We start from the raw sequence: 12,796 nt of genomic DNA, 5'->3' as shown, positions 1-12,796 counted from the left end.
CCGACCACTCCTTAGGATGATGGTCGGTTTCGTTTTTCAGCTAATTGTGTCGCTTTTTTTGTATTAGCAAAATGAAATTTTGTCCAGTTCTTTAATTGATCTGGACCGTGTTTCAATAAAAGTGACGCAGCGACTTGATCGACCTTTGCACCTGCACCTTTTGGAATTTCTGTACCCGCTTGTTGACTGAGTACATCCATCTCCTTCAAAAAGATTGCGCGGGCGAGGATGGACGCTGCTGCAACAGCGACATGAAGTCCTTCTGCTTTCGTCGAAAAATAGACGTTCTCTTTAACTTGATTTGCTTCGCCAGACAAGTGTTTATAATAGGTCGCTTTTTCTGCGAACTGATCGATTAGAATCGCTTTTGGAGTGACTTCGAGCTTTTCGAGCAGACCACCAAGCGCTGAATTGTGTAGAAGTGCCGTCATCTTTCCTTGTGTCATCGTACGCTGCATCCGATTGTAGTCTGGATTATGAAGGATTCGGAATTCATACGGAATGACGGCATGAAGGTTGCGGGCAATCTTCCGGATTTCGATGTCCGAGACATTTTTGGAATCACGCACACCAAGTTCTTGGACGAGCTCGATTTGTTGTGCATCTACATAGGCGGCAACGACGACGAGCGGACCAAAGAAGTCTCCTTTCCCGACTTCATCACTACCGATGACTGACCAAGTCGAGAAGTCTCTCGGAAGCATTCCGCTCGCAGTAGAAGGGGCTTTCTTTAAGAGCGGGGCTCCGTAACGGGCAGAAATCGCTTCAGCTTCTGAGCCTTGGAACATAACTTTTCCTGAATTATAGATGGTGACGACACAGGTTTTCGTGCGTGCAGCAAAGCGGGCATATGGTGGCGATGTGATACGAGAAGCTTGAAAATCAGAAATAACGACTTCTTGTTTATCCTTTGGTAATTTTAAAACGACGGTTCCCATAAATAGATCATCCTTTCAGACAACAAGCATACCATCCTCTAGACCGATGGTGGACTTCTTTTCCTATTTCAAAAATGATGGTACTATATGAAAGAAGCAAAGTATGAGGAGGACAGAATAATGGCTGATTCAGAAGGGCTGAACCGGACGACGATTCATATCGCAGGTAATGATTATACGATTGTCGGGACGGAGTCGCCAGAACACGTACGTGAAGTGGGTCTCCTCGTCGATACAAAGATTCGGGAAATTCGAGACCAAGCACCACAACTCGACGTTCGTCAAATTGCCGTTTTAGCGGCTCTCAATATTGGTAGTGATTACGTAAAAATCAAAAAGAATTTGGGTGAACTTTAAACTATGATTACCTTTGTTATTTTATTATTTCTCGCATTAGGAACGATGACAGGTGTCCGTCGAGGCGTTGTCTTGCAAGCAGGACATTTACTGAGTCTGTTGATCTCGTTCATCGTGGCACTCTCGTTTTATGATGAGTTAGCTGAAAAATTTAAATTATGGGTTCCATATCCATCAACACTCGACGATGCTGGAATTGATTTAACGATGTTTTCAATTCCGAGCTCAATTGGGTTAGATGAAGTATTTTATAAAGCATTTTGGTTCATCGTTCTGTTTTTCGGGACAAAAATCATTTTATCAATGATTTTATCGATGTTTGATTCCTTGACGAACATTCCAGTGTTAAAACAAGTGAAAGGTTTACTCGGCGGTATCTTTGGATTCATCGAGATGTATATTTTCGTGTTCTTGATTCTATTTTTGGCAGCCTTTGCGCCAGTCCAATCGATTCAAGATGCCATTGCGAATTCGAGCTTGGCGACATTCATGATTCAACATACACCGTTATTAGCGGAATGGCTCATGACGAAAGTCGGTTTGATAAAATAACGCGCTCCCGTTAACTGGGGGCTTTTTTTGAGGGGAGAATTGACGATGCGAACAACTCAAGATGCGATTCGACATTTAGAACGGATTTCCGTTTATCTCGAAGTAAAAGGTGAAAACCCATTTAAAATCAATGCCTTTCGTAAGGCGGCAAATATATTAGAAGCGGCAGAACACGATTTCATGGACATTGAAGATTTCACAGAGATGAAAGGAATTGGCAAAGGAACAGCGGCGGTTCTTGAAGAATTCCGGACGACAGGCACGAGTACGGCACTCTCGGAACTGGAACAAGAAGTGCCAGAAGGTCTGATTGCGTTACTGAAGATTCCAGGTCTCGGAGGTAAGAAACTCGCAAAATTACATGATGTCGGTGTCATCGATGCAGATTCCTTTGCTGAAAAACTGGAAGATGGTACAGTCGAAGCGATGCCAGGATTCGGGAAAAAGACAGTCGAAAAATACGTGAAGGCACTCGAAACTTTTGAAACAAGACCGGAACGCTTACCGTATGGTGTCATGCGAAAAATCGTAAGTGAACTCGAACAGACGCTAACGGCATTTGAAGGAATCATCCGATTCGCAGTTGGCGGGAGCTTCCGGCGGTCTGAAGAGACGTGCAAGGATCTTGATTTTATTTTGTCGACAGATCAAGCAGAAGTCGTCAAAGGACAATTACTCGAGCTCGAGCAAATCGATGAAATCATCGCGGCAGGTGAGACGAAAGTATCGGTCGTCTTAAAACGCGACACGAACTATATCGCAGTCGACTTCCGCTTAGTCGACGATGCAGCATTCGCCTCGACGTTACATCACTTCACCGGGTCGAAAGATCATAATGTTCGGATGCGGCAACTCGCAAAAGAACGTGGTGAGAGTATTTCGGAATACGGTGTCGAGACGAAAGACGGTTTGTTCCAACCACAAACAGAGGATGAATTATTCGCACGGTATGACTTGCCATTCATCCCACCAGAGTTACGTAGCGGACGCCACGAGTTTGAACAAGACTTGTCGCGTTTGATTACGGAAAAAGATATCCAAGCGGATGTCCATATGCATACGACGTGGTCGGACGGAACCTTATCAGTCGAAGAACTCGTCGATGCTTGTGCTGCGCGCGGTTACTCGTGGATGGCCATCACGGATCATAGTCAGTACATGAAGTTCGTCAATGGATTGACGATAGATCGGTTACGCAAACAACGTGTTGAGATTGAAGCCGCGCGTAAGAAACATCCCGACATGACAATCTTATGTGGGGTCGAGATGGATATCTTGCCGGACGGTTCCCTTGATTATGAGGATGAGTTCTTGCAGGAAATGGACTACGTCATCGCCTCGATTCATTCGAAGTTTGATCAGACGGAAACTGAAATCATGCAACGGTTAGAAAATGCTTGTCGTAATCCTTATGTCTCACTCATTGCCCATCCGACAGGGCGAATCATCGGTCGGCGCGAAGGGTACGCCGTCAATGTTGATCGCCTGATTGAACTGGCGGCAGAGACCGGGACAGCGCTTGAAATGAATGCGAACCCGGCACGTTTTGATTTAACGGCGGCTTCGCTCGCGAAAGCAAAGGCAGCGGGTGTTAAAATCATGATTAATACGGACACACACCGTCCAGAAATGTTAGAAGACATGAAACTTGGAGTCCTCCATGCACGTAAAGCATACTTGGAACCAACAGATGTCATCAATACGTGGACGGCTCAGGAGGCACGTGCCTTCTTTGATCGAAAACGTTTAGGAGTGGATTAAATGAATGCTAACGCGTTACGCGTCTTAGAATATGATAAATTGAAAGACTTACTCATCAAACAAACGGCTAGCTCGCTCGGAGCACAGTTCGTCAAAAATATGCAACCGTCGGAAGATTATGAACAAGTCAAAGCACTTTTAGCCGTGACGACGGAAGCGACGACGGTCTATCGTCTACGCGACCGTTATCCGTTCGGCGGTTTAACGGATGTGCGTAGTGAAGTCAAACGGTCTGAGATTGGTTCAATCCTCTCGACGAGTGAATTGTTGGCTGTAGCAGACGTCGTTTACTCCGGACGCCAAGTGAAAGCTTTTCAAGAACGGCTGCACGAAGACAATCCCGACTTACGATTGCCGGCACTCGACAGCCGAATCGAGCAAATTACGAAGCTCGTCGAAATCGAACAAGGGATTCGTCATGCGATTGATGATCAAGGCGTCGTCCAGGACTCTGCGAGTGACAAACTACGGTCGTTAAGAAGTCAGCTGCGCTCACTCGAAGGACAAGTCCGTTCGAAAATCGACGGTGTCTTACGCAGTAAATCGAAGATGTTGTCGGATGCCATCGTCACGATGCGAAACGACCGTTATTGTGTCCCGGTCAAACAAGAATACCGTCAAGCATTTGGCGGGATTGTTCACGATCAATCAGCTTCTGGTGCAACACTGTTCATCGAACCACAAGCCGTCGTTGCCGCAAATAACGAAATTCAAGAAGCGCGTCTCAAAGAACGTGCCGAAATCGAACGCATTTTAGCCCAGTTATCGGCACTTGTCGGTTCCGTCGGAGATTCGTTACGGATTAATCTTGATGTGTTAGCAGAACTCGATTTCATCATGGCGAAAGCGTTGTATGGTCATCAAATTCGTGCCGTCGAACCACGCTTGAATGAAGAACGGCGAATCGTCTTAAAAGAAGCGCGCCACCCGTTCATTGCGGATGAAGATGTCGTCCCGATCACCGTTTCGTTAGGTGGCGAGTTTACATCACTCGTCATCACTGGACCAAACACCGGTGGGAAAACCGTCACGTTGAAGACGATTGGTCTTCTACAACTGATGGTCCAGTCCGGATTATACGTGCCGGCAGCCGACGAAACGGAACTGAGTGTCTTTGACGCGATTTATGCAGATATCGGTGACGAACAATCGATTGAACAAAATCTCTCGACGTTTAGTTCGCACATGACGAACATCGTCTCGATGATGGAGAAGATTGACTTCATGAGCCTCGTCCTATTTGATGAGCTCGGAGCAGGAACTGATCCGACGGAAGGGGCGGCACTCGCGATTGCGATTCTCAATGAAGTCAAGCGTCGCGGAGCACGTGTCGCCGCGACGACTCACTATTCGGAACTGAAGGCTTATGGTTATAATCGTGAAGGTGTCGTCAATGCCTCGATGGAATTTGATGTCGAATCACTCAGCCCGACCTATCGTTTACTGATTGGTGTCCCGGGTCGCTCGAATGCCTTTGAAATTTCGAAACGACTTGGCTTATCGGACATGGTGATTGAGGCAGCACGCGGTCAAGTCGGAAGCGACGCTCAGTCTGTCGAAACGATGATTGGTCGACTCGAGGAAGCGAAACAACGTGCCGAATCGCTCGAGCAAGAACTACAACAAGAAAAAGAACGACTGACATTAGAGCGCGAACAGTTCGAACAGGAACAAGCTGAAATTTTTGAAGAGAAAAATGAAATTTTAGCGAAAGCAGAAGAAAAAGCGACACGAGCCGTCGAACGCGCTCAAAAAGAGGCGGAGGCTGTCATCAAGCGCCTGAAAGAGCTTCGCGATGCAGGTGCCGTCAAGGAACATGAATTGATTGAAGCACGCAAGCAGCTCGAACAAGCAAAACCGACCTTACAAGATCAGCGGATTGCGAAAGTCAAAGCGAAACATGATAAAACGCCGACGTTTGCTAAAGGTGAAGAAGTCAAAGTGACGACTTTCAATCAAAAAGGCTACATCATCAACCAAAACTCGAACGGCGACTATACGGTACAAGTCGGCATCATGAAGGTCAACGTCAAGCCCGGTGACCTTGCTAAAATCGGAGTAGCCAAGCCAACCCAAAAGACGACGAAACGTTCGGGTAGTTCAAGTATCACAAAACAATCGTCTCCATCCGCTGAGCTCGACTTGCGTGGTGTGCGAGTAGAGGAAGGTTTATCGAAACTAGAACGATTCATGGATCAGGCGTTATTGTCGAACTATGATCATATCCGTGTCATTCACGGACTGGGAACAGGAGCGATGCGCCAAGGCGTGCAGGAATATTTGCGAGGTAACCGTCACGTGAAGACGTCTCGACTTGGTGGTCAAGGTGAAGGTGGACATGGCGTGACAATCATCGAATTGAAATGAGGAAACGCGAATGAACATCTTTGAAAACGTCTACGTCTATACGACGGCGCTCTATTCAGTTGCGGGTCTCTTGATTATCATGGGTCTTGCACTGTTTGAGTTGACAACACGGTATCGGAACTGGGAACATATCAAGAGTGGAAACATCGCTGTTGCTCTAGCGACGGGCGGAAAAATCATCGGACTCGCAAACATCGTTCATTTCGCTGTCCAAAGCGAAGAACGTGTCGGGGCAATTTTTTTAGAGAGTGCCTTTGGGTTTTTATTATTAATCTCGACCTATTGGATTTTTGAGTTCTTGACACCTAATCTCCCAGTAGACCGAGAAATCGAAAAAGGAAACATCGCAGTCGGTATCATTGCGTGTGCACTCTCGATTGGGATGTCATTCGTCATCGGTTCTGCGTTAGTGGGGTGAGCTTGTGTTAGAACGGTTAGCAAAAATCATGTTTGGCGTCTCGATTGCTTTTTTAGTCGTCGGATTGTTATGGATCTTTATGAATTAAAAGAACTGGCTTTGCTAAGTGATCATTCCGTACTGAACTTCATTCAGTGCGGAATTTTTATGGAGTGAGGACTATTTTTCATATGAAGGAGGAACATTGGATGAATGTCAGAAAAACAACAACAAATGAAACGAGACGGCGTGCATTCGAAGCCATGCAAGCCATCTCGTGGAAGGATATTTTTTGGATTATCGTTGGTTCCGCTATTTTATCATTTGGCGTCAATTACTTTACGATACCGAACGATTTATCTGAAGGTGGATTAATTGGGATTACGGTCATCTTCTATTACCTATATGGCTGGGATCCGGGACTTGTCTCGCTTCTTGCGAACGCTATTCTCTTCATCATCGGCTACCGTTTCTTAAGTCGGAAAACGATGATTTACTCGGTCATCTCGGTCGCGGTGACATCCTTCGTCCTCTCGACGACGGCATCATTCACGACTTCGTCAGATAATCGTCTGATTGGGACAGTTTACGCAGGGATTTTGATTGGGGTCGGAATCGGTCTTGTTATCCGCGCAGGAGGGACGACAGGTGGTGGTGTCATCATCGCCCGTCTGATGAATAAATATTTGAACCTCGGGATTGCAGTCTCGATGTTTATCATCGATGTCATTGTTGTCGGAGCGTCCGGGTTCTTATTCGGTGAAGAAACGATGCTGTACACATTGATTGCAATCATCATTGGTTCTTATTTGATTGATCTCGTCAGCGAAGGTCTGAATGTTCGAGAAGCGGTCACAATCATTAGTCACCGTCAAGAAGAGATTGCGACTGTGCTGACGGAAACACTCGGAAGAAGTGCGACTGTCATTCATAGTCATGGTCATTTTACGAAACAAAAAAATGACATGCTCTATATGATTGTCGATAAACGCCAACTTGCACCACTGAAACAAATCGTCGAAGCAGCAGACCCACGAGCTTTCGTCGTCATTCATAAAGTACGTGAAGTCATCGGAGAAGGGTTTACGTATCCTTCACGGTAAGATAAAGTGAGGTCAAACTAAAATTAAATGCTGAGTTCCAAGCCTATTGTTCATATGTTGTGAACGGTAGGCTTTTTTTGATGAGGTCCTTAATCATAAGAAAATCCGTCTTCATGAAAAGAGGAATTTTTTAACTTTTTTTACCCAATAGTAGCCGTAAAGGGGAAATAACACGTATAATAAAAAATGAATAGTAATTCAGTCATAGGGAGGGATTTGAATGGATTCAGTATGGTTAAAGGATTATCCAGAGCAAGTACCCGCATCAATCGACTATCGTGAGATTCCGTTGTACCAAGCTTTAGATGAAGCGGCAGATGATTTTCCAGAGCGACGGGCACTGAGTTTTCTTGGGAAACGAATGACGTTTCAAGAAGTGCGACAAGAAGCAAGAAGTCTAGCACATGTTCTACAAGAAGCTGGGCTCGAAAAAGGGGACCGTGTCGGTTTAATGTTGCCGAACTGTCCGCAGTATATGCTGAGTTATTACGCCGTATTATACGCCGGTGGAACAGTCGTCCAAGTAAACCCGCTCTATACGGACCGTGAGCTCGAGCAAATTCTAGTCGATTCTTCTGCGAAAATGCTCATCACCCTCGATCTTCTCTATCCGAAGGCGACACGAGTCAAATCATCGACGCCCTTGACGACGATTGTGACGACGAGCATCGCGGACTATCTGTCATTTCCAAAAAACAAACTATATCCAATCAAATCACGCAAGGACAACAACATCATCGTCGATACGACAGGATCCATTCCTTTTTTGTCACACCGAGAGCATCCTCCGATAGAACCGGTCGAGATTGATCCAAAAGAAGATATTGCTGTTTTACAATATACCGGTGGCACGACAGGAGCACCGAAAGGCGTCATGCTGACGCACTTCAATTTAAGTGCGAACGTCGAACAAATTGGTCACTGGTTCTATAAATATTCACGAGGTGACGGACGAAAATTGTTAGCGGTCGTTCCTTATTTCCATGTCTACGGAATGACGTGTAATTTAAACTTTGGGATTTTTAATGCGTATGAGCAAATCATCTTACCGAAGTTCGAAATCGAACAAGTGCTGAAAACGATTGATAAAGAAAAGCCGAACTTGTTCCCGGGTGCACCAACGATGTATGTTGGTCTGTTGAATCATCCGAAACTGAAAAAATATGATCTTTCGTCCATCGAGGCATGCATTTCCGGCTCAGCACCACTTCCGGTCGAAGTTCAAGAAAAATTTGAACGCGTGACGGGTGGTCGAATCGTCGAAGGGTATGGTTTGTCCGAAACGAGCCCCGTCACACATACGAATTGCATTTGGGATAAACGCGTTCCAGGATCAGTTGGGATTCCAGTTCCGGACACGATCGCGAAAATCGTCCAAGCCGATGGTGAAACAGCAGCAGCACCAGGCGAGATTGGTGAGATTCTTGTCCGAGGTCCGCAAGTCATGAAGGGATACTGGAAACGTCCAGAAGATACGCAGGCTGTCTTGCGTGATGGATGGTTGCACACGGGAGATTTAGGATATATTGGGGAAGACCATTATTTCCGGATCGTTGACCGGAAAAAAGATTTAATCATCGCTTCAGGATTTAATATCTATCCACGTGAAGTCGAAGAAATTTTATATGAACATCCAGCCGTCAAAGAAGCAGTCGTCATCGGTGTACCTGATGCGTACCGCGGTGAGACGGTGAAGGCCTTTATCGTCCTCAAAGATGACGTGACTGTAACAGAAGAAGAACTTGATCAGTTCTGTCGGGAAAATTTAGCTTCATTCAAAGTTCCGAGACGTTATGAGTTTAGAGATGAATTACCGAAGACGTTTGTCGGGAAGATTCTCCGCCGTGTCCTAGTCGAGGAAGAACGAGTAAAACAGCTGGAAGAAAGCAGTTGACAGAAGGGAAAGACATGGTAGAATAAATATGAATGAACCATCATTCATTTTATTTGTTAGGAGATACCTTTATGAAAAGAACAATGTCTAAGAGTGATCGCATCATTGATGCAGCAGTCAAAGTGATTGCAAAGAACGGTTATCATGGCGCGAAAGTAACAGCCATCGCGAAAGAAGCAGGTGTCGCAGACGGGACAATTTATCTTTACTTTAAAAACAAAGAACACCTGTTGATCTCTTTGTTCGAAGCGAAGATGGGGAGTTTCATCGAGTATTCAGAAGCTCAAATCGCGAATCATCAATCAGCGACGAAACAACTCGCTGCATTGATTGAGGCACACTTGGAGCAATTATCCGTCGATTATGATTTGGCCGTCGTCACACAAATCGAGTTACGGCAGTCAAATCAAGAGATGCGGCAAAAGATTGCGACCGTCCTCAAACCATATCTCCATTTAATTGACCGTGTCATTCACAATGGGATCGCATCAGGCGAGTTCTCGGCCGAACTGGATTATCGGTTGGCGAGACAAATGGTCTTCGGGACGATTGATGAAGTCGTCACGAGTTGGATGGCAAGTGGCTTTAAATATGATTTATTGGAAACGCAACATGGTATTCATCGAATGCTGATCAAAGGGCTGAGTTAAGCCCTTTTCAAGACAAGCTTTTTGTAAGCGGATACAACGGATGATGGTGAATAGAAGTTGACAAGGGGGAGCTAGTGATGGAAATCTATGTGTTGTTAAAACGGACGTTTGATACGGAAGAAGCAATCCAGCTCGAAAACGGTAAGATTGAGGAAGACGGAGCAGAGTTCATCATCAATCCATATGATGAGTATGCGGTCGAGGAAGCGATTCGGGTGCGCGATGCACAAGGGGGAGTCGTAACCGTCTTAACAGTAGGACCGGAAGATGCGGACAAAGAATTACGAACGGCACTTGCGATGGGGGCTGACAAAGCAGTTCGTATTTCGATTGAGGACGATGTCGAAGAAGCGGATCATTTCTCGGTTTCTGAAGTCCTCGCTGGTTATCTGAAGGAACAAGACGTTGATTTAATCATCGCCGGGAACGTAGCGGTTGATGGGGGAAGCGGACAAGTCGCACCACGTGTCGCACAGTTGCTTGACATACCATACGTCACGACGATCACGAAGTTAGAGATTGACGGAACGGATGCTGTCGTCACACGTGACTCGGAAGGGGACACGGAAGTCATCAAAACGTCGTTGCCGTTACTCGTCACGGCACAACAAGGGTTAAACGAACCGCGTTACCCTAGTCTTCCTGGAATCATGAAAGCGAAAAAGAAACCACTCGAAGAATTAGATCTCTCAGATCTTGAACTGGACGAAGATGAACTGGCGCCACGTCTCGAGACAGTCGAACGCTTTTTACCACCGAACAAAGCCGCTGGTAAAGTGCTCGAAGGGGAGATCGCGACACAAGTCGAAGAACTCGCTGCGCTATTACGAAACGAAGCAAAAGTAGTCTAAGGGGGAATGAACGATATGTCAAAAGCACTTGTACTTGCAGAATCACGTGATGGTAATTTACGAAATGTTTCGTTTGAAGCGATTGCGGCAGCGAAACTTGTAGCAGATGAAGTCGTCGTCGCCTTGATTGGGGAAAACGTAGCAAAAGATGCGGCGCAACTTGCGACGCGTGGGGCGAACCAAGTTCTCGTCGTCGAAGACGCACGTCTCCTTCACTATACACCGGACGGTTACGGACAAGTCTTCATGCAACTGATTGACCGTGTGTCACCGGATGTACTCGTCTTCGGTCACACGTCGCTCGGAAAAGATTTGTCACCAAAAATCGCAGCGAAGCTCGAAGCCGGCTTAATCAGTGACGTCACATCAATCGAGGGAAGCGGAGCGGATGCATTGTTCATCCGACCGATTTACTCAGGGAAAGCCTTTGAAAAGGTAAAAGTCACAGAAGGTAAAACACTGTTTACGGTCCGACCAAATAATATTGAACCGTTAGCGGAAGGCAGTTCGGACGGATCGATTGAAGCGGTAACGGTCGAACTAAAAGATTTACGGACAATCGTTTCTGAAGTCGTGCGTAAAGCAACGGGCGGGGTCGATTTATCAGAGGCGAAAATCATCGTCGCCGGTGGACGTGGTGTCAAGAGTGCCGACGGGTTTGCACCGTTACAAGAATTAGCGGATTTACTTGGCGGGGCAGTTGGTGCTTCTCGTGGCGCCTGTGACGCTGATTACTGTGACTATGCGTTACAGATTGGACAGACGGGGAAAGTTGTCACACCAGATCTCTACATCGCCTGTGGGATTTCTGGAGCGATTCAGCACTTGGCAGGCATGTCGAATGCAAAAGTCATCGTCGCCATCAATAAAGATCCGGAAGCGAATATCTTCTCGGTCGCAGATTATGGCATCGTCGGAGATTTGTTTGATGTCGTGCCATTACTGACAGCAGAATTCAAGAAAATGCTCGTTCATTAATTTAAAAAGTGGGGCGGAGGAATCATCCTCTGCTCCTCTTTTTCTGCGCGATGACAGGCGTAAAATCGTCGTGAGCAGTTTCGTTTGTTGAACGACATCGCTGTGCTATACTCAAATCAGTAAACAGGTTGACTTGAACTTTGCTCAGCAAAACGTCGAGCCAATCTAAAAAATAGGGGGTAATATTTCATGGCAATCGTACACGCAACTAGCCAATCATTTAAAGAAGATACACAAAAAGGACTCGTCCTCGTTGACTTTTGGGCAACTTGGTGCGGACCTTGTCGTATGCTCGCTCCAGTTCTCGAAGAACTTGATGCGGATATGCAAGATGTAACAATCGTTAAAGTTGATGTCGACGCTAACCCAGAAATCGCTGGCGCGTTCCAAGTACAAAGTATCCCGACACTCGTTCTCTTCAAAGACGGTGAGCCGGTTAATAAAACAATGGGCTTCATGCCGAAAGATGCATTAAAAGAATTCGTTGAATCAAACTAATTCGTTGAATGTTTCATAAAAAAGAGAGTGCCTCCTGAAATACGGAGGCACTCTTTTTTCAGACTGTAAACAACGTGATATTGGAAGATCCAGCGTCTTTTTTCGTTGCTTTCCTCGGGCGAGGCGCAAGCCGTTGCTCCTTGGTCCTCACGGACAACGAGCAGGGTCTTGCCTGCCTCTGAACGTGCGTTGAAAACGCACTTTTTCCCGTAGGAGTCAACGAAACGTGACGCTTTTTAGGTCATACCGTGAAGGAAACTCCTGCTTACAGACGCTTTAGATTGCAAGCTGTCGCGACCCTGCAGCTTTGCTGTAGCTTCATAAGTGTTTGTCCATACGCCGCAAAAAGAGTGCCTCCTGAACTACGGAGGCACTCTTTTGGTCGTTCGTTTAAACGAGTGGGACGATCCCGCCGAAAGATGTCGCTGACGATTGTCTAACGGCGCATTG

Annotated in this window: 12 protein-coding genes; 11 read left to right on the top strand and 1 reads right to left on the bottom strand. The window is 46.2% G+C overall.

What is annotated here, in order from left to right:
- Window positions 1-11: 11 nt before the first annotated feature.
- On the bottom strand, window positions 12-938 hold the full coding sequence (rnhC, locus tag P403_RS0103620; protein WP_029331112.1) for a ribonuclease HIII: 927 nt from the start codon (window positions 936-938) through the stop codon (window positions 12-14).
- Window positions 939-1,058: 120 nt separating this feature from the next.
- Between rnhC and zapA the strand changes: the two genes are divergently transcribed.
- The 11 genes from zapA to trxA all read left to right on the top strand — a co-directional run bounded on the left by zapA (window position 1,059) and on the right by trxA (window position 12,346).
- On the top strand, window positions 1,059-1,295 hold the full coding sequence (gene zapA / locus P403_RS0103615; RefSeq protein ID WP_012371043.1) for a cell division protein ZapA: 237 nt from the start codon (window positions 1,059-1,061) through the stop codon (window positions 1,293-1,295).
- 3 nt (window positions 1,296-1,298) lie between these two features.
- Window positions 1,299-1,847 (top strand): CvpA family protein, encoded by a 549-nt coding sequence (locus tag P403_RS0103610; RefSeq protein ID WP_029331111.1) that lies wholly within the window; start codon window positions 1,299-1,301, stop codon window positions 1,845-1,847.
- A 45-nt stretch (window positions 1,848-1,892) separates the two neighbouring features.
- Window positions 1,893-3,608 (top strand): DNA polymerase/3'-5' exonuclease PolX, encoded by a 1,716-nt coding sequence (gene polX, locus P403_RS0103605; RefSeq protein ID WP_029331110.1) that lies wholly within the window; start codon window positions 1,893-1,895, stop codon window positions 3,606-3,608.
- A complete protein-coding gene (locus P403_RS0103600; RefSeq protein ID WP_029331109.1) occupies window positions 3,609-5,975 on the top strand; it encodes an endonuclease MutS2 in 2,367 nt (788 codons plus the stop codon).
- Window positions 5,976-5,985: 10 nt separating this feature from the next.
- Window positions 5,986-6,393: a DUF350 domain-containing protein gene (locus P403_RS0103595; protein WP_029331108.1), complete on the top strand. Its 408-nt coding sequence runs from the start codon at window positions 5,986-5,988 to the stop codon at window positions 6,391-6,393.
- A 188-nt stretch (window positions 6,394-6,581) separates the two neighbouring features.
- Complete coding sequence (locus P403_RS0103585; protein WP_034800851.1) at window positions 6,582-7,475, top strand: YitT family protein; 894 nt, start codon at window positions 6,582-6,584, stop codon at window positions 7,473-7,475.
- 220 nt (window positions 7,476-7,695) lie between these two features.
- Window positions 7,696-9,369 carry an AMP-binding protein gene (locus tag P403_RS0103580; protein ID WP_029331106.1) on the top strand — a complete coding sequence of 558 codons (1,674 nt, stop codon included), beginning with the start codon at window positions 7,696-7,698 and terminating at the stop codon, window positions 9,367-9,369.
- 71 nt (window positions 9,370-9,440) lie between these two features.
- The gene (locus tag P403_RS0103575) at window positions 9,441-10,019 is read left to right on the top strand and encodes a TetR/AcrR family transcriptional regulator (protein ID WP_051667299.1); all 579 of its coding nucleotides are present in this window, start codon (window positions 9,441-9,443) and stop codon (window positions 10,017-10,019) included.
- Between the two features lie 77 nt (window positions 10,020-10,096).
- Window positions 10,097-10,870, top strand: coding sequence for an electron transfer flavoprotein subunit beta/FixA family protein (locus P403_RS0103570; RefSeq protein WP_029331104.1), 774 nt, complete (start codon window positions 10,097-10,099; stop codon window positions 10,868-10,870).
- Between the two features lie 15 nt (window positions 10,871-10,885).
- Window positions 10,886-11,848 carry an electron transfer flavoprotein subunit alpha/FixB family protein gene (locus P403_RS0103565; RefSeq protein ID WP_029331103.1) on the top strand — a complete coding sequence of 321 codons (963 nt, stop codon included), beginning with the start codon at window positions 10,886-10,888 and terminating at the stop codon, window positions 11,846-11,848.
- Between the two features lie 189 nt (window positions 11,849-12,037).
- Window positions 12,038-12,346, top strand: coding sequence for a thioredoxin (gene trxA / locus P403_RS0103560; RefSeq protein WP_029331102.1), 309 nt, complete (start codon window positions 12,038-12,040; stop codon window positions 12,344-12,346).
- The last annotated feature ends 450 nt before the right edge of the window (window positions 12,347-12,796 follow it).

Origin of the sequence: Exiguobacterium oxidotolerans JCM 12280 (assembly GCF_000702625.1) — a bacterium.
Classification (GTDB): Bacteria; Bacillota; Bacilli; order Exiguobacteriales; family Exiguobacteriaceae; genus Exiguobacterium_A; species Exiguobacterium_A oxidotolerans.
The sequence above is the reverse complement of the archived record's forward strand: the minus strand, read 5'-3'. Positions and strand labels throughout refer to the sequence as shown.